General features: G+C 68.3%; 18 protein-coding genes. 5 read left to right on the forward strand and 13 right to left on the reverse strand.

All coding sequences use genetic code 11. The features are described 5' to 3' along the window. Positions 1-91: 91 nt before the first annotated feature. The 7 genes from IV088_RS14575 to IV088_RS14605 form a co-directional block, all read right to left on the reverse strand. On the reverse strand, positions 92-877 hold the full coding sequence (locus IV088_RS14575) for an anti-sigma factor (protein WP_291103312.1): 786 nt from the start codon (positions 875-877) through the stop codon (positions 92-94). A gap of 12 nt (positions 878-889) precedes the next feature. After that, positions 890-1408, reverse strand: coding sequence for a sigma-70 family RNA polymerase sigma factor (locus IV088_RS14580; RefSeq protein WP_291103315.1), 519 nt, complete (start codon positions 1406-1408; stop codon positions 890-892). A 10-nt stretch (positions 1409-1418) separates the two neighbouring features. After that, positions 1419-1808: a hypothetical protein gene (locus tag IV088_RS14585; RefSeq protein WP_291103317.1), complete on the reverse strand. Its 390-nt coding sequence runs from the start codon at positions 1806-1808 to the stop codon at positions 1419-1421. 104 nt (positions 1809-1912) lie between these two features. After that, complete coding sequence (locus IV088_RS14590; RefSeq protein ID WP_291103319.1) at positions 1913-3604, reverse strand: AMP-binding protein; 1692 nt, start codon at positions 3602-3604, stop codon at positions 1913-1915. Positions 3605-3755: 151 nt separating this feature from the next. Continuing rightward, the gene (locus IV088_RS14595; RefSeq protein WP_291103322.1) at positions 3756-4703 is read right to left on the reverse strand and encodes a phosphotransferase; all 948 of its coding nucleotides are present in this window, start codon (positions 4701-4703) and stop codon (positions 3756-3758) included. Then, on the reverse strand, positions 4700-5983 hold the full coding sequence (locus IV088_RS14600) for an aspartate aminotransferase family protein (RefSeq protein WP_291103324.1): 1284 nt from the start codon (positions 5981-5983) through the stop codon (positions 4700-4702). Before IV088_RS14600 ends, IV088_RS14595 begins: the two co-directional genes overlap by 4 nt. A 96-nt stretch (positions 5984-6079) precedes the next feature. Next, positions 6080-7600 (reverse strand): APC family permease, encoded by a 1521-nt coding sequence (locus tag IV088_RS14605; protein WP_291103325.1) that lies wholly within the window; start codon positions 7598-7600, stop codon positions 6080-6082. Between the two features lie 161 nt (positions 7601-7761). Between IV088_RS14605 and IV088_RS14610 the strand changes: the two genes are divergently transcribed. The 5 genes from IV088_RS14610 to IV088_RS14630 all read left to right on the forward strand — a co-directional run bounded on the left by IV088_RS14610 (position 7762) and on the right by IV088_RS14630 (position 13783). Next, complete coding sequence (locus IV088_RS14610; protein ID WP_291103327.1) at positions 7762-8754, forward strand: helix-turn-helix domain-containing protein; 993 nt, start codon at positions 7762-7764, stop codon at positions 8752-8754. Between the two features lie 179 nt (positions 8755-8933). After that, positions 8934-10394 (forward strand): NAD-dependent succinate-semialdehyde dehydrogenase, encoded by a 1461-nt coding sequence (locus tag IV088_RS14615; RefSeq protein ID WP_291103330.1) that lies wholly within the window; start codon positions 8934-8936, stop codon positions 10392-10394. 13 nt (positions 10395-10407) lie between these two features. Beyond that, positions 10408-11775, forward strand: a complete 1368-nt coding sequence (locus IV088_RS14620) for an aminotransferase class III-fold pyridoxal phosphate-dependent enzyme (protein ID WP_291103332.1) — start codon at positions 10408-10410, stop codon at positions 11773-11775. A 62-nt stretch (positions 11776-11837) separates the two neighbouring features. Continuing rightward, on the forward strand, positions 11838-13121 hold the full coding sequence (locus IV088_RS14625) for a Tm-1-like ATP-binding domain-containing protein (RefSeq protein WP_291103335.1): 1284 nt from the start codon (positions 11838-11840) through the stop codon (positions 13119-13121). Then, positions 13118-13783 carry an HAD-IA family hydrolase gene (locus IV088_RS14630; RefSeq protein WP_291103338.1) on the forward strand — a complete coding sequence of 222 codons (666 nt, stop codon included), beginning with the start codon at positions 13118-13120 and terminating at the stop codon, positions 13781-13783. The genes IV088_RS14625 and IV088_RS14630 overlap by 4 nt, the downstream gene beginning before the upstream one ends. On the opposite strand, the gene IV088_RS14635 is transcribed toward IV088_RS14630, so the two are convergent. The 6 genes from IV088_RS14635 to IV088_RS14660 are packed head-to-tail and all read right to left on the reverse strand — an operon-like array spanning position 13773 to position 19467. Continuing rightward, positions 13773-14927 carry an ABC transporter substrate-binding protein gene (locus IV088_RS14635; RefSeq protein ID WP_291103339.1) on the reverse strand — a complete coding sequence of 385 codons (1155 nt, stop codon included), beginning with the start codon at positions 14925-14927 and terminating at the stop codon, positions 13773-13775. The two genes, IV088_RS14630 and IV088_RS14635, sit on opposite strands and share 11 nt — an antisense overlap. Beyond that, a complete protein-coding gene (locus IV088_RS14640; RefSeq protein ID WP_291103342.1) occupies positions 14924-15877 on the reverse strand; it encodes a branched-chain amino acid ABC transporter permease in 954 nt (317 codons plus the stop codon). Before IV088_RS14640 ends, IV088_RS14635 begins: the two co-directional genes overlap by 4 nt. Further along, a complete protein-coding gene (locus IV088_RS14645; protein WP_291103344.1) occupies positions 15874-16740 on the reverse strand; it encodes a branched-chain amino acid ABC transporter permease in 867 nt (288 codons plus the stop codon). The genes IV088_RS14640 and IV088_RS14645 overlap by 4 nt, the downstream gene beginning before the upstream one ends. A 1-nt stretch (position 16741) precedes the next feature. Beyond that, positions 16742-17440: an ABC transporter ATP-binding protein gene (locus IV088_RS14650; protein WP_291103346.1), complete on the reverse strand. Its 699-nt coding sequence runs from the start codon at positions 17438-17440 to the stop codon at positions 16742-16744. Further along, positions 17427-18152, reverse strand: a complete 726-nt coding sequence (locus tag IV088_RS14655) for an ABC transporter ATP-binding protein (RefSeq protein ID WP_291103349.1) — start codon at positions 18150-18152, stop codon at positions 17427-17429. The genes IV088_RS14650 and IV088_RS14655 overlap by 14 nt, the downstream gene beginning before the upstream one ends. 10 nt (positions 18153-18162) lie before the next feature. Then, complete coding sequence (locus IV088_RS14660) at positions 18163-19467, reverse strand: ABC transporter substrate-binding protein (RefSeq protein ID WP_291103351.1); 1305 nt, start codon at positions 19465-19467, stop codon at positions 18163-18165. Between the last annotated feature and the right edge of the window lies 1 nt (position 19468).

Here is a 19468-nt window from a genome sequence, read left to right on the forward strand (position 1 = left end):
CCGGCTACGACCACGGCTACTACTTCATCAGCAGCTTCATCGACGACCACCTGCGCCACCACGCGCAGGCCTTGCTCGCTCGCTGAACGGATCAGGGCCGCAGCTGCTGGTACGACGCGTCGGCCAGCACCGCCAGCGTCTCGCGCGGCAGGTTGCCGCTGAGCGCGTAGCCCAGGTGCTGGTCGATCCAGTAGAAGGTTTCGGTCTCGCCCGAGCGGGTGAAGCGGAATGCGGCGGCCTCGGGCGCGGCGGCCGCATTCAGGGCCGAGACGTGCAGCGTGATGCGCTCGCCGGCGGTGTTTTCATACATGAACATCGCGCGGGCCTCGCCCTGCTGACCGGGCAACAGGCGGCCACCGACCAGCGAGAAGCCCTGCGCCTGCAGCAAAGGGGCTTTCAGCGGGGCGCCCAGGCGCCTGGAAAGCCACTGCACCAGATGGGCCTGCTCGGCGGCGCCGACCTCCACCGGGTGGCGTTTCTCGGGCAGGTAGACGACGTGGGCCACCCGAGCCTCCTGCACAAACCCCGGCAGCGCCTGCGCCATCGGCGCCGGCGAACGGTCCGGCGACTGCCACCACGACCCACCGGCAAACCCGATGGCCAGCAAGACGCTGGCGACCAGGGCCTGCGCCATGCCCCGCCAACGCTGTGGGCGGGTGGCGCGGGCGAGCGCGAGCGGCACCGGTTCTTCCAACACGCCCCGGTGCAACGCCTGCAGGCCCAGGCGCTGCGATTGCCAGGCCTGCACACGGCGCGCCTCTTCGGGGTGTGACAGCAGCCACTCCGCGACCGCTTCGGCGCGCCCGGGCGGCAGCTGCCCGTCGACCCAGGCGTGCAGGTCGGGGTCGCTGACAGGGGGGGTGGGGTCGGCGTTCATGGAGGGATGGTTTCAGTTGACGATTTTCAACCTGGGCGCAGACGTCAAGGGCGCTTCGCCACTGGTCAGCCGGCGCAATTGCTCGCGCCCGCGCGAGAGGCGCGACATCACGGTGCCGACTGGCACGCCCAGCACCTGGGCCGCTTCGGCGTAAGACAGTTCTTCCACGCAGACCAGCAGCACGGTTTCCCTCAGCACGGGGTTCAGCGCGGCGAGTGCCTGCTCCAGGTCGAGCCGCTCCGTGGTGTGCGAGAACGGATCGTGGCGCGGTTCGTTGCCTTCGTCGAGCTCCACCGACTGCCGCTCGTGCACCTGGTCGCGCACCTGGTTGAGGTGCAGGTTGTGCATCAGCGACAGCAGCCAGGCGCGCAGGCCTGTGCCGTCGGCACGCGGCTTCCACAAGGCCCACTTGTGGCACGCCCGCTCCAGCGTGTCCTGCACCAGGTCGTCGGCGCGGCTGGCGTCCCCCGTGAGCAGGCGCGCGTAGCGCCGCAGACGGGGGATGTGGGGCAGCGTGTCTTCGGGACCCAAGGGGGACCGCTCAGGGCTTGGCGACGCGCCACACGTTGTTGAAGCCGTCACCGGTCTTGTCGCCGGGCTTGGTGTCCTTGATCCAGTAGTACAGCGCCTTGCCCTTGTAGGCCAGCTGCTTGGCGCCGTCGTCGCGTGTGACCACGCTGTAGTCGCCGGAGGCGGAGGCGCCACCTGCCATCAGCGGGGGCCAGTTGGTGGCGCAGGGGCCGTTGCAGGTGCTCTTGCCGCTGCCGGCGGTGTCTTTGTCGAAGGTGTAGAGCGTCATGCCGTTGGGGCCGGCGAGCACGCCGTCGCTCGTCTTGACGCCGGCCGGAGCCGACATGTTGCCAGCGCTGGCGCATCCGCCGATGAGGGCGGCACTGAGGGCAAGGACAAGGGCGGTGGTGCGTGGTGTCATGGAAGGCTCCTGAAAAGGGGGGGAACACAAAGGGCTTGCAGACGGTAAACACCGCCACAAGCCCTTTTATTCCCTCCCGAGAAAAAAATGCACCGCTCGGTCGCTCAGCCCTTTTCCCAGATCACCGTCTTGCCACTGGTCTCCCAGGCCTCGTAGTGCTTCGCGTACAGGTCTTCGATGCGGTTGCGCTTGACCTTGAAGGTGGGCGTGATCACGTCGTTGTCCACCGTCCAGGCCGTGGTGGTCACCACCACGCACTGCAGCCGCTCGTGCGGGTCCAGCGTCGCGTTGATCGCCTTGACATGTTTGGCCAGCGAGGCCTCCAGCTCGGCGCGGCCTGCCGCGTCCCTGGCCTTGGCGGCGAAGTCGGCGTTGAGCATCACGATGCCCAGCGGCTGGCCGAGGTTGGCGCCGGTGACCACGCAGGCCTCCACCGCTTCGTGCATGACCAGCTTGTCTTCGATGGGCGCGGGCGCCACGTACTTGCCCTTGCCGGTCTTGAACAGGTCTTTCACCCGGCCGGTGATGCGCAGCAGGCCCTGCGCGTCGATGGCGCCCTTGTCGCCGGTCTTGAGCCAGCCGTCGGGCGTGAACACCTCGGCGGTTTTCTCGGGCTCCTTGTAGTAGCCCATCATCAGCGCCTGGCTGTGCATCTGGATCTCGCCCGTCTCGGGGTCCAGGCGGTGGGCCACACCGGGGTAGGTCGGCCCCACGGTGCCTTGCTGGTTCTGGCCCTGCACGGTGATGTGCGAGAGCGCGAGGTTCTCGGTCATGCCGTAGCCCTCGTTGATGTCCAGGCCCAGCTGGCTGTACCAGGTCAGCAGCGCCAGTGGCATGGGGGCTGCGCCGCCGGCCGCGAAGCCGCACTGGTCCAGGCCGAGCGCCTTCTTCACCTTGCGCCGAACGAGGCCACCGATGATCGGGATGCCCAGCAGCCGGTTGAGTTTGGCCGGTGGCATCTTGTGGTGGATGCCCTGCTGGAACTTCACCCAGAGGCGCGGCACCGAGAAGAACACCGTGGGCCGCGCGCGCTGCAGGTCGGCCGCGAAGGTGTCGAGCGATTCGGCAAAGTACACGTGCATGGCCGTGCGCAACCAGCCGTGTTCCACCAGCATGCGCTCGACCACATGGGCCAGCGGCAGGTAGGACAGCATGCGGTCATCGCCGCTGAGCGGGATGCGCTGGATGCCCCGGTCCAGCGCCCAGGCGAAGTTGCCGAAGGAGTGCATCACGCCCTTGGGCATGCCGGTGGTGCCCGAGGTGTAGATCAGGGTGGCCAGCTCGTCCTCGGCCCGCACGGGCGAGTCCTGCAGCGGTTGGGTGCGCGCGATGATCATGTCCCAGCCCTCGTGGGCGGCCACCGCGTCGTCCGGCGACAGCGGGTAGCTCATGCAGGGCAGGCCCGCGGGCACGCCGGGCTTCATGTGCGCCCAGCCGTCGAGCTTGCCGATGAAGCAGGCCTTGCTCTCGCTGTGCGTGAGGATCTGCGTGATGGTCTCGGGCGCGAGCGTGGGGTACAGCGGAACCGACACATAACCCGCCATCCAGATGGCCAGGTCGCTCATCATCCACCAGGCGCAGTTCTTCGAGAGGATCGCGACCTTCGAACCGGGTGCCCAGCCCTGCGCCTGCAGGTGGGCCGCCATGCGCCGCACCTGATCGCCCACCTGGGCCCAGGTGAAGTCCTGCACGGCGTTGCCACCCATGGGCTGGGTCAGGGCGATGCGTTGGGGGGCGGTTTTTTCCCAGTGGTACAGGCGCTGCAGGGCGAGGTAGTCGGGTGAAATCTTGGTCATGCGGGTCTCCAGGTGAATGCCGGAATCTACCGGGCCTGGCCGGTGTTCGGGCAGCGGGCTTTCCCGCGTGTTTTCTAGAGCGTGCACTCCAGTTTGGTGCGCGGCCCTGATCTGGATCAACGATGGCCCGGGCCGTGTGCCGGCCAGAACCTCAATGGTCTGGCGGGTTCGACAGGTACCGCTGGCAGACATGGCGGGCGGTCGCCACGTAGCGATGGCTGCGCTCCCGTGCGCCTTCTTCGCCCAGACGAGGCACGATCCAGCCGACGTAGGTCACGGCCCGCAACGCCAGGAACAGGTCGAGCGTGCGGGTGTCGATGGACCTGACGCTCAGGTAGCCCTGCAGCAGAGCCTCTTTCAACTGGGGGAAATGAGGCAGGTCCAGAAGCTTGAGCAGCGTGGTGGCGAGATCGAATACCCGGTAGCCCCATCCCCCATCGTCGAAGTCCAGGATCCCCATCCGCCCATCGCTGATCAGCACGTTTTCGCGAACGAGGTCGGCATGGATCAAGCCGCGGTCGAGGCCAGCGTCCATCTGGCGCAGGTCTTGCGCCGCCTGGTTTCTGAACGCCTCAAACAAGGCCTTGTCTTCGGCAGACAGCCCGGGATGCGCCCAGAAGCGCCCCCAGAGGGGTGCCTCCCCCACCAGCCCTTCGGCGTCCCAGGCGACGCGCGAAAACTCGGGCGGTTTGACCCAGGCATCGGAAGCCGCATGGAACAGCGCCATGTGCCGACCCAGGTGCTGGAACCACACTTGCGCGTCGGTGTCGGAGCAGCCGGTCAGCAGCGTGCCCAGGGTCTGGCCGGGCAGCCAGGTCAGCAGGTCGACCAGATGGCCGTCCACCTGTTCGAGCAACTGTCCCTTGAGCGAAGGAACCGGTCTCGGCACCAGAATCCCCGCCCGATCCAGTGCCGCCATCCACTGCAATTCGGATTCGAGTTCGATGCGGGTCCGGTAGCCCTGGCGCTTGATGCGCAGGGCATGGTCACCGGAGGCGTCGGTGACCCGGTAGACTTGGTTCTCCCGGCCAGCAACGAACTGCAGGCGCGCATGACCGAAGCCCCACCGGGCGGCGGCCTTCTGGGCAATGTCCATCATGACCGGGGTGCCAGCTCGGCCAGCACCTCATCCAGCGTCTGCACCAGCAGGCCCAGGTGGTCTTCCGAAAAGGTCATCGGCGGACGGATCTTGAGGGTGTTCTTGTGCCGCCCCAGCTTGGACAGCAGCACGCCCCGGTCGCGCATCGCCTCCACCACCTGATCCGCGCAACCGGAGGCGGGCTCCAGCGTGTGCTTGTCCTTGAGGAACTCGACGCCGAACACCATGCCGCTCTGGCGCACGTCGCCAATGACACCGTACTTGCTGGACAGTTCGATCAGCGCCTTCGCGGCCAGGGCGCCGATCTTGGCGGCATTCGCCTGCAGGTTGCGCTGCTGAATCTCTTCCAGCACGGCCATGGCGGCGGCGCAGGCCACGGGGTTGCCGCCAAAGGTGTTGAAGTACCGGTAGGAGCCGCGGAAACGCGCCATCACCTCCGGCCGCGTGACCAGACCCGCCACCGGGTAGCCGTTGCCCATCGGCTTGCCCATCGTCACCACGTCGGGCGTCACGCCCTGTCTCTGGTGCGCCCAGAAATGGCTGCCGCTGCGCGCAAAGCCCGACTGCACCTCGTCGCAGATCAGGAAGCCGCCAGCCTCGCGGACCACCTGTTCCGTCGGGCGCAACCAGCCGGGAGCCTGGGTGGGAAAGCCTTCGTTGAGGAACAGCGGGCACACGATCAGCGCAGCGAAACCGATGCCCGAGCGCTCATGCTCGGCAATCTGTTCCTGCACCTTGGCCGCAAACCGCAGCCCCTGGGGGTCATCGATCCGCAGGCTGTCGGGCGCCTCGACATGCCGCACGTACTGGCCGAGCCCGTAACCATAGGTCGGCGCGTTGCTGGTGGAGAGCTGGCTGACCAGGCTGGTGTTGCCGTGGTAGGTGGCGTCGGTGGCAATCACCCCCCGCTTGCCGGTCATGGCTTCGGCCATGCGCAGCGCGATGTCGTTGGCCTCCGAGCCGGTGCAGGTCAGCACGGCATTGGACAGTTCGCCGCCAAACGTGGACGTCAGCTTCTCGACGCAGTTCACCAGGTTCTCGTGCAGGTAGCGGCTGTGCACGTTGAGCTGCGCGCTTTGCGAACAGATGGCCTCCACCACCCTCGGATTGCAGTGCCCGACGTGGGGCACGTTGTTGTAGCAATCGAGGTAGCGGCGACCGTCCGCGTCCCACAGCCACACATCCTCGCCCTTCACGATGTGGACTGGCCGTTGGTAGAAGGTGGAGACGTTCGGTCCGAGCAGGGCCCGCCGCTTCTCCATCAGTTCGGTTTCATTCATTTCAGTGTTCCATCGAGGCAGTCAACCAGGAAAAACAAGTTCTGGCGCCCCCGGCGCCAGAACTTCTTCAGCGAATGCGTCCAGACAAGGACACCTTCAGGAGATCACGTCCTGGATCAGCTCTTTGTTTTCCTTGTGGCGTGCGATGGCAAAGAAGTAGCCCAGCACGAGCACACCAAAGGGCATCAGCGCCATGAACCAGCCCAGACCATTCATGGCCCAGGCCGTGGTCGTCGGGTCCAGGCCTTCGGCGACGGCCCCCGTCAGCAGGCCAAACCGCGCCAACAGGAGGTAGAGACCGACCGACAGGCCGACGGCGGCCAGCACCGGGGCAATCAGCGACTGGAAGAGGTTCGAGTCACCGGGCACACGGCGGAACCAGGCGATCACCGCCAGACAGACCAGGATCTCGATCAGCAGGATCGAGACCACCGCCAGACCGGAGAACCAGAAGAACATGTTGAGGATCGGGTCCAGGCCAGCCAACGCAAAGAGGGCAATGACCGCAGCGGTGATCACCGAGACGATGATCGAGCCGGCCGACGGTGCACCGCGCTGGTTGACCTTGGCCACTGCCGCGGGCAAGGTGCCGCCACGACCCAGGGCAAACAGGTAGCGCGCGGCGGAGTTCTGGAACGCCAGCATGGCGGCAAACAGACTGGAGAGCACCAGGCTCTTCATCAGCGCCGACAGCCAGTCACCCACGTACTGGCCCGCCAGCGTGAACAGCACATTGGCGGGATTGACCAGGGGCGCGCCGTCGACCGACGACAGCTCGACCACACGGTCCATCACCTTGTCAGCACCGAGGCCACTGACCACCGCGAACGAGGTGAAGGCGAACAGGACGGTGATCAGCACCACGGCGACATAGGTGGCCAGCGGCACGGTGCGCTTGGGGTTGATCGATTCTTCGCCGTAGATGGCGGTGGCTTCGAAGCCCACGAAAGAGGCGAACGCGAACGCCAGGGCGATGCCGGCGGAACCCGCCAGACCACCCGCCAGGATGTTGGCCGGGCTGAAGGACGCCGCAAAATTCCACCCCTCCGGTCCACCCTGCACGAAGATCGCCACCGAAGTGACCACCAGGCTCAGGAGCTCAAGCCCCATCAACAGACCCAGCACGTGCGCACCCACGTCGACGCTGCGCAGCGACAGCCAGGTCACGGCGGCCCATGCCACCAGTGACCATCCCCACCAGGGCAGCCCCCCGACCTGCTCGGCCATCAGCCCGCCGAAGAAGCCGAAGATCGACAGGTGAATGGCCAGGTAGGCCAGCAGGGACACGAAAGCAGAGCCCACCCCCAGGTGCAAGCCCATGCCGCGACCGATGTACGCGAAGAACGCGCCGGAGTTGGTCACCTGGTGGCTCATGGCGGCATAGCCCACGCTGAACAGCAGCAGGATCAGGCCCGCCAGCAGGTAGGCGCCCGGCGCGGCGGCGCCATTGCCCAGCAGGATGGCGGCGGGCAGTGCACCGGTCATGCCCACCAGCGGTGAGGCGGCGGCGACCACGAAGAAGACGATGCCGACCACGCCCAGGCGACCGGAACGCAGGGACTGCTCGGTGCCCGGGTCTGACCCGGACGGTGAAAGTGAAGTGGAGGCGGTTTTCATGGCTGTTCCTCGTCGTTGTGTCTGTGTGATCCGTGCCACCGGCCCGCAGAGCCAGGGGGTGGACGGATGCTAGGGACACACCGCCAATCGGGTTATCAAAACTGCGCACGATGTGGTCCGGGTTTCTCCCAATCGGCCTGGCTGCTGCTACGCTGCGCGCCATGAGCGACCCCATTGACGAGGCCCAAGAAGACGCTGAAGCGCCTCGCTGGGCACACTCCCTGCTGACCTTCGACATGGACGCCCACGCCCGGGCCCAGGGCGACTGGGCGTTGCATTACGAACAGCTTTCCAGCGGCCGCTTTCGTGGCGAACTGGCTTTGGTGCAACTCGATGGGGTGCGCCTGACCGAAGAGAAGACCAGCCTCGCGCTGCGCCAGCGCGGGCGGCTGGGCGAGCAGGTCTACGGGTTTGCGATGTCGGTGGCGCCCACCGGGGATGTGTACTTCGACGGCCGCAAGGTCCACCCGGACGCCATCCTCTGCGGCAGCGGGCGCGAGATCGATTTCGTCACGCCGCCGCAGCACCACCTGATCGCCTTGACGGTCGAGCGCAGCCTGCTCAACGGGCTCTGGGAGCACATGTACCAGAAGCCGCTGGCCACCTGGCTGGAGCACCAGGTCGATCTTTTGCCCACGCCGGAAAGCGCCGCGGCGCTGCGGGGAAAGCACCTGCAAGCACTGAAAGAGGCGCTGGCGCTGGCCCAGCATTTCACCGATGCCTCGCCCCTGAACCAGCTGCGTGACGACATCCTGATCGAATGGATCGAGGCGCTGCCGCCCAGCGTGGACATCTCGGATCTGGATTCGCTGGCGCGGCGCAAGCGCATGGTGGACAAGGCCTGCGAGCTGATGATGGCCAACCCCGACGAGCCGCCTTCGATCCTCGCCGTGTGCAGCCGTGTGGGTGCGAGCCGGCGCAAGCTCAACTACTGTTTCCAGGACGTGCTGGGCACCTCGCCCACGCAGTACCTGCGCGCGTTGCGGCTCAATGGTGTGCGGCGCGGCCTGCGCGAAGCCGCACCCGGTGCCACCGTGCAGGACGTGGCGGCGCGCTGGGGTTTCTGGCACCTGGGGCAGTTTTCGCTGGACTACAAGAAACACTTTTTCGAACTGCCGTCCGAGACGCTGGCCAGGGCCAGAAAGAACAAATAGCCCGGGCGAAAGGTTTTTATCCAGGGCACGCCGCGGAACCGGCTTCGCCGGGCCAAAGGCGTGGTCCCCTTGGGGGGACGCCGCGAAGCGACGCAGGGGGGGGTTCAGGGTAAACCCGTAAGCCAGGTTTGCGCATTTCCGATCACGCCGAACGGGCGGTGGCCGGCACAGTGCGCTGCATGACTTCTTCCTACCCTTTCCCGGCCCTGCACGTGGCCGGCCAATGGCTCACCCAGGCCTCGGGCGGCGAACGCCCGGTGATCAACCCGGCCGATGGCCGCGTGCTCGCCATGCTGCCGCTGGCCGGCCCCACCGAGCTGGCGGCGGCCGCCGAATCGGCCCGTCGCGGCTTTGAACAATGGCGCCGCGTGCGCCCACACGACCGCTATGTGATCCTGCGCCGTGCGGCCGAGCTGTTGCGCCATCGGGCCGGCGAGATCGCCACCGTGCTCACGCTGGAGCAGGGCAAGCCGCTCACCGAAGCGAAGCGCGAGGTGCTGCTGTCGGCCGACATCATCGATGTACAGGCCGAAGAGGGCAAACGCCTCTATGGCCGCACCGTGGCGCCGCGTGTCGAGGGCATCCTCTCGCACACCGTGAACCGCGTGCCGGTCGGTCCGGTGGCGGCGTTCACGCCCTGGAACTTCCCGGTCAACCTGCCCAGCCGCAAGCTGGGCAGCGCGCTGGCCGCGGGCTGCAGCGTGGTGCTCAAGCCGGCCGAAGAAACGCCGGGCAGCGCCATGCTGCTGGTGCGTTGTTTCCTGGACGCGGGCGTGCCCGCCGACGCGATCAACCTCGTCTGGGGCGACCCTGCCCAGGTGTCGTCGTTCCTGATCGAGCGCCCCGAGATCGCCAAGGTCTCGGTCACGGGTTCGGTCGCCGTGGGCAAGCTGCTGGGCGAGCAGGCCGCGCGGCATGTGAAGCGCTTCACCGGCGAGCTCGGCGGCCACGCGCCGGTGATCGTGTGCGACGACATGGCCGAGGGTGCGGGGCTGGACTTTGTGCTCAAGCAGTCGGTCACGGCCAAGTACCGCAACGCCGGCCAGGTCTGCGCTTCGCCGATCCGCTTCTACGTGCCGCGCGTGCAGCTGGCCACCTTCAGCGAACGCTTCGCCGCCGCTGCGCAGAACCTGCAACTGGGCTCTGGCCTGGACGCCGCCACGCAGATGGGCCCGCTGTCCCACGCGCGCCGCATCGAGGACATGGCGCGCTTCGTGGACGACGCCGTGGGCCAGGGCGCGCGCCTGCTCACCGGTGGCCACCGCGTGGCGCGGCCCGGCTTCTTCTTCGAGCCCACGGTGTTCGCCGACGCGCCGGCCAGCAGCCGCGTGATGCAGCAGGAACCGTTCGGCCCCATCGCCGTGATCCAGCCCTACGACACGCTGGACGCCGCCATCGAACAGGCCAACGCGCTGCCCTACGCGCTCGGCGCCTACGCTTTCACGCGCGACCTGCACACCGCGCACCGCCTGGGCGAAGGCATCGAGGCCGGCATGGTCGGCATCAACCACTTCGGCGTCTCGCAGCCCGAGCTGCCGTTTGGCGGCCACAAGGAAAGCGGCCTTGGCCAGGAGCAGGGCGCCGAGGGCATCACGCACTACACCGAGGTCAAGACCATCACGGTCGGACAACCATTCTGAACAGGGACACCACATGACCAACAGCACCGTACAACTCAAGGAAGACAACGGCCAGTTCCTCTGGCACCCCATGGCCCACCCGGCTGCGATGAAGAAGGCCAAGCCCGACATCGTCGCGCGCGGCGAGGGCTGCTGGATCTGGGATGTGGACGGCCACAAGATGCTCGACGGCGTGGGTGGCCTCTGGGCCAGCAACCTCGGCCACAGCACGAAACCCGTGCGCGACGCCATCGTGGCCCAGCTCGACGAACTGCCGTTCTACAACGTGTTCCGCGGCACCACGCATCCGCGCGCCATCGAGTTGTCGTCGCGCCTGGTCAAACTGATGGAGCCCGACGGTGTGTCGGCTGTGCTGTTTTCCAACGGCGGCTCCGACGCGGTGGAAGGTGCCTTGAAGATCGCGCGCCAGTACCACAAGCTGCGTGGCGAGAAGGACCGCTTCAAGTTCATCAGCCTGCGCCAGGGCTACCACGGCGTGCACTTCGGCGGCATGAGCGTCAACGGCAACACCAACTTCCGCCGTGCCTACGAGCCGCTGCTGCCGGGCTGTTTCCACATCGACACGCCCTGGCTCTACCGCAACCCCTTCACCGACGACCCGCTGGAGCTGGGCGAGATCTGCGCGGAGCTGCTGGAGCGCGAGATCGTGTTCCAGGGGCCCGACACCGTGGCCGCCTTCATTGCCGAGCCGGTGCAGGGCGCGGGCGGCGTGATCGTGCCGCCGGCGAACTACTGGCCGCTGGTGCGCCAGATCTGCGACAAGCACGGCGTGCTGCTGATCGCCGACGAGGTGGTCACCGGCTTCGGCCGCACCGGCCACCTGTTCGGCACCCGCCTGTGGGGCGTGAATGCCGACCTGTGGTGCCTGGCCAAGGGCATCAGTTCGGGCTATGTGCCGCTGGGCGCGACCGCCATCTCCGCGAAAGTCGCGAAGGTGTTTGACGACGACAAGACCGGCCAGGCCTCGGTCAGCCACGGCTACACCTACAGCGCCCACCCGGTGGCCGCCGCCGCCGCGCTGGCCACGCTGGACGAGATCGAACGCTTGGACGTGCCGGGCAACGCGGGTCGGGTCGGCGCCGTGATGCAGGAGCGCCTGCGCAAGCTGGAGAGCAGCTGCAGCTTTGTCGGCAATGTGCGCGGCGTCGGCCTGATGCTGGGCATCGAGATGGTGGAAGACAAGGCGCTGCGCACGCCCATGCCGCGCAGCAGCGACATCCCGGCGCGCGTGGCCAAAGAGGCCTACCAGCGCGGCCTGATGGTGCGCATCTCCGGTCCCAACCTCATCCTCTCGCCGCCGCTGGTGATCAGTGCCGAAGAGATCGGGTTACTGTGCGACACGCTGGAGGCGGCTTTCGCGGCGGTGGAGGCGACGCTGTGAGCAGCGCTCGGCAACCCGAAGCTGTTCAGCACCGCAGTGCGGAGCACGGAGGTGGTTCCGTTTTGTCGACGAAGTCGGGTCGCGCGCCGGTCATCCTGCTGATCGGCACGGTGGACACCAAGAGCGACGAGATCGCGTTCCTGCGCGAGTCGGTCGAACACTGCGGCGGCACGGTCCTGGTGATGGACGTGGGCGTGCTCGGCCGGGGCGGCTTTGCCCCCGACATCCTCAACACCGAGGTGGCGGCGGCCGCGGGCGTGACCCTGCAGCAGGTGATGGAGAGCGGTGACGAAAATACGTCCATGAAACTCATGGCCGAAGGCGCCGCGCTGATCGCCAGTCAGTGGTACCTCGAAGGCCGCTTCGACGGCCTGCTGGCCCTGGGCGGCACCATGGGCACCGACCTCGCGCTCGACGTAACCAACCGCCTGCCGCTGGGCTGCCCGAAGGTCGTGCTCTCGACCATCGCGTACTCGCCGCTGATCCCGCCCGACCGCATCCCGCCTGACCTCATCATGCGGCTCTGGGCCGGGGGGCTCTACGGCCTGAACCGCCTGTGCAAGGCGGCGCTGAGCCAGGCCGCCGGCGCGGTGGTGGGCGCCTGCCTGGCGCGCCAGGTCGATGCCGACCCGCGACCCGTGGTGGGCATGACCTCGCTCGGCAGCAGCGCGCTCTCTTACATGAAGCGGCTCAAGCCCGCGCTCGAAGCGCGCGGCTACGAGCTGGCGGTGTTCCACACCACCGGCATGGGCGGGCGCGCCTTTGAAGACCTGGCCCAGCGCGGCTACTTTGCCTGTGTGATGGACTTCAGCCTGCAGGAACTGGTGAACGACCTCGCCGGCAGCTGCGTCAGCGCGGGCCGCGACCGCCTGCTCGGCGCGGGCCGCGCCGGTGTGCCGCAGATCGTGGCGCCCGGCGCCACCGACATGGTCGACTTCGCTGCCTGGACGCGCTGCCCCGAGCGCTTCGCCGGCCGTGCCGTGCACGACCACAACCGCCTGATCGCCTCGGTCTGCGTGGACCACGACATGCGCCGCAGCGTGGCGCGCGCCATCAGCGACCGCCTGGCCGAGGCCACCGGCCCCACCTGCCTGCTGCTGCCCACGGGCGGCGTCGAGCAGTGGGACCGCCCGGGCGAAGCCCTGCACGACCCCGAGGGCCTCAAGGCCTTTGTGGACGAGATGGGCCACGTGATTTCGCCCGCCACCGGGTTCCAGCCGGTGCACGCCCACATCAACGACGAGGCCTTTGTGCAGGCCGCGCTCCAGGTGTTCGATGCCTGGGTGGCCGCCGGCCTGGTGCCGCCCGGCGTGATCGACGAAACCGCCATGAGGAGGGCCGCATGAGCCAAGCCACAACGGCCCAGGCCCTGGTGCTCGACTTCGGCGGCGTCATCAGCCGCATGCTGTTCGAGACCCACCCCCTGACCGAACAGGCGCTGGGCCTGCCGCCCGGCACGCTCATCTGGCGGGGCCCGTTCGACCCCGCTTCCGACCCGCTCTGGCAGGCCATGCAGGCGGACCAGCTGAGCGAGCGCGACTACTGGATGGCCCGCACCCGCGAGGTCGGCCGCCTGGTCGGTGAGGACTGGGATTCGATGGAAACTTTCGTGCAGCGCGCGCGCGGCGCCGATGTGGAGGCGGTGATCAGGCCCGAGGCCATCGAAACCATTCACGCAGCCAAGGCCGCGGGCAAGCGCCTGGCCATCCTCTCCAACGAGCTGGACCTGTTCTACGGCGCCGACTTCCGCAGCCGCCTGCCGTTGCTGCAAGACTTCGAGCTGATCGTGGACGCCACCTACACCGGCATCCTCAAGCCCGACCCACGCGCCTACGCGGCCGTGACCGAGGCGCTGGGGCTGCCGGCGGGCGAGTGCGTGTTCGTTGACGACCAGCAACGCAACGCCGACGGCGGCGTGCGCGCCGGCATGCAGGTGGTGCACTTTGATGTGCTGCGGCCGGCGGTGTCATTTTCGATGGCCCGGAAGCTGTTGGGGATCAGTCGCTGATCCACCGGGCGTGCGCGATGCGCCACTTGCCCGCCTCCAGCTTCATCGGCAGCGCGCTGCGGTTGAGCTGGTGCTGGCCGTTGGCGCCGACCTTGAAGGGCTGGTCCATCATGCCGCTGCGCCATGGGGGCATGGTCTCCAGGGCCTGAGACACGCTGGCCCGTGTGATGGGACCGCGCATGCCCTGCAGGGTGTGCACCAGTGCCTGTGCGGCGAGATAGCCGCCCTGCGAGAGCGAACTGGGATCGATCTGGCGTGCGATCAGCAGGCGCCGCCAGCCCATGATCTGCAGCGAGCCGCTGGACCACGGGTCGAATTCGGCCATGGCGTAGAGGCCATCGCCCGCCGCCGCCAAGGCCTGCGCGGCTTGCGTGGTGTAGACCGGCGTGAGCATCACGATGGGCACCTTGGGCATCGCCGGTCGGCTGGCCAGCACCCATTCGATCGCGGGCCGGCCGGGGCCGGTGTAGACCACCGCCTGGCACTGGCGTGCCGCCACCCGCTGCACCAGCGGTGACAGGGGTTCGCCCAACTGGTACATGTCCAGCGAAGGCGCGGGCGCCTTGGTGCGCTGCGTCCAGTCCCGGACTGCCTTTTCGAAAGCCTCGCTCATGCCTGGCAAGGCCGGTGAGACGACGCACAGGCGCTCGTGACGCAGCAAATGGTGCGCGAAGCTCAGGGCCGTGGCGGTGGCCACATAGGGGCCTGCGTTCACGGGTGCGATGTGCGTCGAGGCAAAACACGCGGGGTCGCCGCCGGCGCCCGGCAGGCTGTACAGCCCGGCCTGGGCGTAGCGCGCGTGGTTCACGCCGCACTCCAGCGCGCTGGACCCCCCGGCCAGGGCCACCGTGCGCGGGTCCTGGATCAGCTGGGTGGCGGCCAGGTGCGCCTGCTGCGGCAGCATCTGGTCGTCGATCACCCGGTATTCGATGCGCCGCCCCTGGATGCCCCCGGTGGCGTTGATGGCGTCGAAATACATGCGCGCCGCCTGGACGCTGGCGTCCGAGGCGCCCTGGCCGGTGAGGCTGCTGACCGCGCCCACGACGATGGGGGGCTTGCTGTTCTCCTGGGCCAGGAGGTGGGGGGTCCCGGTCGACGCCGCCAGCGCCGTGACCAGGGGCAGGAGCCGCGCGAGGTGGTTCATGGGGTCGCCTTTCGGGTGAAGGTCCGGGGGCGCAGGCCCATCAGGCCCCGCGGTGCGTACAGGCTGACCAGCACGGCCACGGCGCCCATGGCGATCAGGTACCAGCCGCCCGACAGGCCCAGCGTCGTGGCCAGCAGCTCCCGCAGGCCGAACCAGATCAGCACGCCGATCACCGGGCCGCCGAGGGTGCCGATGCCGCCGATCAGCGTGGCGAACAGCATCATCACGACCCAGTTGACGTCGAAGGCCGAGCTCGGCACCAGGAACATGCCGCCCATGAAATACACCGCGCCCGCCAGTGCGCTCATGCCGCCGGAGATGACGAAGGCCACGAGGCGCACGCGTCGCACGTCGATGCCCACGCTGCGCGCGGCCACCTCGTTGTCGCGCACCGCCGTCATGGCCAGACCCAGGCGCGAGCGCATCAGCAACTGCAGTCCGGCCACCGAGACGATGCCCAGCGCGCAGGCGAGCCAGAAGCTCATCTGCCCGAACAGCTCGATGTCTTCCAGCGCCGACATGTCCAGCGTCAGCCCGGCGTTGCCGCCGAGCGCCGCCGTCTTGGAGACGAGCAGCGCCACGATCTCGGCCACCACCCAGATGCCGATGGCGAAGTAGGCGTCGCGCAGGCGGAACAGGGCGGGCGCGATCAGCGCCGCGCACAGCGCGCCGGCCAGGCCGGTCGCCGGCAGCAGCCAGAAGGGCGAGAGGCCGGTGCGCTGCGCCAGATCGAACAGCGCATAGGCCCCGACGCCGATGAACAGCTGGTGGCCCAGCGACATCAGGCCGCCGTAGCCCGCCAGCAGGTTCCACATCTGCGCCATGCAGATGGCCAGCAGCACCTCGCTGGCCAGGCGCATCAGGCCCGCGTCCAGCCAGTGCGGCGCCAGCCAGGCGGCCACGGCGCAGGGCAGCGTCCAGGCCAGGGGGTTCAGGGTGGACGTTTTCATGCGCGACCTCCGGCCAGGCCCTTGGGCAGGAACACGAGCGTGACCAGGAACAGCAGGTGCGAATAGAGCGAGCCGGCGTTGGAATCGATGCGTTGGCCAAACAGCTGGGCCACACCCAGCACCAGACCGCCGGCGATGGCGCCCCAGAACGAGCCCAGGCCGCCGATGATCACCACCTCGAACGCCACCAGCATGCGCTCCATGCCGGAGAACGGCGTGAACAGCGTGCGCTGCGCGAGCAGGTAGCCCGCGCCCATGGCGAAGGCCGCCGCCAGCCCCATGACCTGGCAGAACACGCGCTCGGGCTTCACGCCCATGAGCCGCACCACGTCCGGGAAATCGGCGGTGGCGCGCACCGTGCGGCCGAACCCGGTGTGCCGCAGCACCCACTGCAGGCTGGCGAACAGGGCCAGCGCCAGCAGCAGCATCAGCACCGGGTACACGCCCACCGAGATGCCGAACAGGTCCATGCTCGCGCTGCCCAGCGCGCCAGCGTCCACCGCGCGCGAGTCGGCGCCAAACACTTCCACCATGCCGTTGCGCAGCAACACCGAGAGGCCGAAGGTCAGCACCAGCGGCGTGAGCACATTGCCCGAACGCACCGCGCGGTTGAGCAGCGTGGCCTGCAGCAGCCAGCCGAAGGCGTAGCCGATCAGCACCACCGGGATGAGCATGGCCCACACCGGCACCGCGCCGAACCAGCCCACCAGAAAGAAGCCCGCGTAGGCACCCAGCACGATGAATTCGCCGTGCGCCAGGTTCACCACCCGCATCACGCCAAACACCAGCGCCAGGCCCAGGCCGAACAGCGCGTACAGGCCGCCGAGCAGCAGGCCGTTGATCAAGGTCGATAGCCAGTCCATGTCATTCCCCAAAATAGGCCGCGGTCACTTGCGCGAGCTCGATGTCCCGGCTGGCGCCCTGCAGCGTGGCCTGGCCCTTGAGCAGGCAGGTGACCTGGTCCGACACCGCGCAGGCGCGGGCCACGTCCTGCTCCACCAGCACGATGGACAGGTCCGCGCCGCGGATGCGCTCGAAGGTGCGGTAGATCTCTTCCACGAGGAGCGGCGCCAGGCCCAGCGAGAGCTCGTCGCAGATCAGCAGGCGCGGGTTGCTCAGCAGCGCGCGGCCGATGGCCACCATCTGCTGCTGCCCGCCCGAGAGCTGCATGGCGTTGCGCTGGCGCAGCTCCTTGAGCACCGGGAACACCTCGTACACGGCGTCCAGCGTCCAGATGCCGGAGCGGCGGGTGAGTGTGCCCATCTGCAGGTTCTCTTCCACCGTGAGCGAGGGGAACAGCATGCGGCCCTCGGGCACCATGGCCATGCCCCGGCGGGCCAGGGCTTCGGCGGGCAGGCCGGTGACGTCGTCGCCGTCGAAGCGGACGCGGCCCGCGCGCGGTGGGTGCAGGCCGGTGAGCGCGCGCAGCAGCGTGGTCTTGCCCGCGCCGTTGGCGCCGATGAGGGCGAGCACCTCGCCCGCCGCCAGCGACAGGCCCACGCCCGAGATGGCCTGGAAGTCGCCGTAGAAAACGTCCAGCTGTTGAATGTCAAGCAGCGGCATTGGCGGGCACCCCCATGTAGATTTCGCGCACGATGGCGCTGTCCATGACCTCGGCGGGGCTGTCCTCCAGCAGCTTGCGACCGAAGTGCAGCACCATGATGCGGTCGGCCACCGCGCGCAGCGCCTGGGCGATGTGTTCGATCCAGATCACCGCGTAGCGCTGCTTGAGTTCGCCCACCAGGTCCACCATCTGGTGCACCTCGCGCTCGGTCAGGCCGCCGGCGACCTCGTCGAGCAGCAGCAGGCGCGGCTGCGAGGCCACGGCCTTGGCCATCTCCAGGCGCTTGCGGTCCAGCAGCGGCAGGGCGCCGGCGGTCCGGTCGGCCGCGGCGGCGAGCCCGCACAGGCGCAGCGCATCGTGGGCCGCCTGCTCGGCGGCACCGCCGCGCAGACCGCCCGCGAAGCTGGCGGCGGCCAGGGTGTTCTGGAATACGCTGAGGTTGCCGAACGGCTGAGGCACCTGGAAGGCGCGCGCCACACCGAGGCGGGCGCGACGGTGGGCGGGCAGGCCCGACAGCGCCTTGCCGTCCAGCGTGATGTGGCCCGCGTCCGCCGCCACGGTGCCCGTGAGCAGGTGGAACAGCGAGCTCTTGCCGGCCCCGTTGGGACCGATCACACCGAGGCACTGGCCCACCGACAGATCGATGTCGATCCGGTCGGCGACCACCACCTGGCCGTAGGCCTTGCACAGGCCCCTGACTTGGAGTGTCATGCTGGGGTCTTCACTTGATCTGCGACAGCAGCTCCAGCTTCCCGCCCAGGGGAATGGCCGGTGCCAGCGTGTTGTTCACCACCACGAGTTCGTAGGGGTGTTTCGAGCCCGCCGCCGAGCGGCGCCACTGGCCACCGGCCAACGGGGTCTTGGCCACGCTCTTGATCGGGCTGTTCTTGAAATCCACCTTGCCGACGACGGTGTCCAGCGCCATGTTCTGGATCGTGTCGCGCACGCCCTTGCGGTCGAACGGGTCGCCCGCGGTCTTGAGCGCGTTCAGGCCCACCTCCCACAGGGCGTGCACGTAGCCCAGGGGCTGCGTCCACTGGTTGCCCGTGCTCTTCTCCCACTCGGCGGCCAGGTCGGCCGCGCTCTGGCCGGTGAGCGACGAGCTGTATGGGAAGGTGGGTGTCCACCACACCTCGGTGGACATGCCGTTGCCCGCCGCGCCCAGCGCCTTGAGCGCGCTCGGGAACAGGAAGGCCGCCGCCACGGTGCAGACCTCGGGCTTGAAGCCTTGCTGCTGCGCCTGCTTCCAGAAGGTGGCGAAATGGCTCTCGTACATGAAGCCCGAGACGATGTCGGCGTTGGCCTTCTTGAAGGTCGCGATGGGGTTGCTGAAGTCGTCGGTGGCGACCTTGAAGAAACCCCCGGTGGACTCGCGGTAGCCGGACTTGCGAAGGGCCGGTGGCATGCCCATCAGCGGGTCGGCGAAGGCGGCGCCGGGCGGGTTGTCGATGTAGAGCGTACCGACCGACTGGGTGGTCTTGACGCTGTCCCAGAGCGCGGTGAAGGTCTTGACCACATCGTCCGCGCCCCAGAAGAAGTGGAACGAGAACGGGAAGCCCTTGCTGACCTTGCCGTTGCGTGCGAACAGGAAGGCCTGCCAGGGCGACATGGTGCTGATCATCGGGATGCCGTGCACGTCGCACATCTGGCCGGCGGGTGTGGAGGCGTCGCCGTCTTCCACCAGCATCAGGTCCACCTTCTCGCGCAGCACCAGCTCGCTGGCCACCTGCACCGAGCGGTTGGGGTCGGACTGGTTGTCGCGCAGCAGGATCTCCACCGGCACGCGCTTGCCACCCACCTCCAGGCCGTTCTTGAGCAGTTCGCGCACCTTGGCCAGGTGCCACTGGTCGGCGACGCCGAAGGGCGCGCGCGGGCCGGACAGCGCGGTGATGTAGCCGATGCGCAGCGGCTTCGTCTGGGCGATGGCGAAGCCCGGCAGGGCGCTGGCGGCGGTGAGCGCCACCGAGGTCTTCAGGAAATCGCGGCGGGGTTGGGCCAGGGCGTGCGGGTCGGTCGGGTGGGTCATG

Origin of the sequence: Hydrogenophaga sp. (assembly GCF_018780075.1) — a bacterium.
GTDB lineage: Bacteria > Pseudomonadota > Gammaproteobacteria > Burkholderiales > Burkholderiaceae_C > Hydrogenophaga.

What these genes read in the sequence shown, in the direction of transcription:
- IV088_RS14645 (WP_291103344.1), bottom strand. Translation starts at nt 16,740, where the DNA reads ATGGACTGGCTATCGACCTTGATCAACGGCCTGCTGCTCGGCGGCCTG.
- IV088_RS14590 (WP_291103319.1), bottom strand. Translation starts at nt 3,604, where the DNA reads ATGACCAAGATTTCACCCGACTACCTCGCCCTGCAGCGCCTGTACCAC.
- IV088_RS14575 (WP_291103312.1), bottom strand. Translation starts at nt 877, where the DNA reads ATGAACGCCGACCCCACCCCCCCTGTCAGCGACCCCGACCTGCACGCC.
- IV088_RS14660 (WP_291103351.1), bottom strand. Translation starts at nt 19,467, where the DNA reads ATGACCCACCCGACCGACCCGCACGCCCTGGCCCAACCCCGCCGCGAT.
- IV088_RS14650 (WP_291103346.1), bottom strand. Translation starts at nt 17,440, where the DNA reads ATGCCGCTGCTTGACATTCAACAGCTGGACGTTTTCTACGGCGACTTC.
- IV088_RS14655 (WP_291103349.1), bottom strand. Translation starts at nt 18,152, where the DNA reads ATGACACTCCAAGTCAGGGGCCTGTGCAAGGCCTACGGCCAGGTGGTG.
- IV088_RS14595 (WP_291103322.1), bottom strand. Translation starts at nt 4,703, where the DNA reads ATGATGGACATTGCCCAGAAGGCCGCCGCCCGGTGGGGCTTCGGTCAT.
- IV088_RS14600 (WP_291103324.1), bottom strand. Translation starts at nt 5,983, where the DNA reads ATGAATGAAACCGAACTGATGGAGAAGCGGCGGGCCCTGCTCGGACCG.
- IV088_RS14620 (WP_291103332.1), top strand. Translation starts at nt 10,408, where the DNA reads ATGACCAACAGCACCGTACAACTCAAGGAAGACAACGGCCAGTTCCTC.
- IV088_RS14610 (WP_291103327.1), top strand. Translation starts at nt 7,762, where the DNA reads ATGAGCGACCCCATTGACGAGGCCCAAGAAGACGCTGAAGCGCCTCGC.
- IV088_RS14585 (WP_291103317.1), bottom strand. Translation starts at nt 1,808, where the DNA reads ATGACACCACGCACCACCGCCCTTGTCCTTGCCCTCAGTGCCGCCCTC.
- IV088_RS14605 (WP_291103325.1), bottom strand. Translation starts at nt 7,600, where the DNA reads ATGAAAACCGCCTCCACTTCACTTTCACCGTCCGGGTCAGACCCGGGC.
- IV088_RS14635 (WP_291103339.1), bottom strand. Translation starts at nt 14,927, where the DNA reads ATGAACCACCTCGCGCGGCTCCTGCCCCTGGTCACGGCGCTGGCGGCG.
- IV088_RS14640 (WP_291103342.1), bottom strand. Translation starts at nt 15,877, where the DNA reads ATGAAAACGTCCACCCTGAACCCCCTGGCCTGGACGCTGCCCTGCGCC.
- IV088_RS14615 (WP_291103330.1), top strand. Translation starts at nt 8,934, where the DNA reads ATGACTTCTTCCTACCCTTTCCCGGCCCTGCACGTGGCCGGCCAATGG.
- IV088_RS14630 (WP_291103338.1), top strand. Translation starts at nt 13,118, where the DNA reads ATGAGCCAAGCCACAACGGCCCAGGCCCTGGTGCTCGACTTCGGCGGC.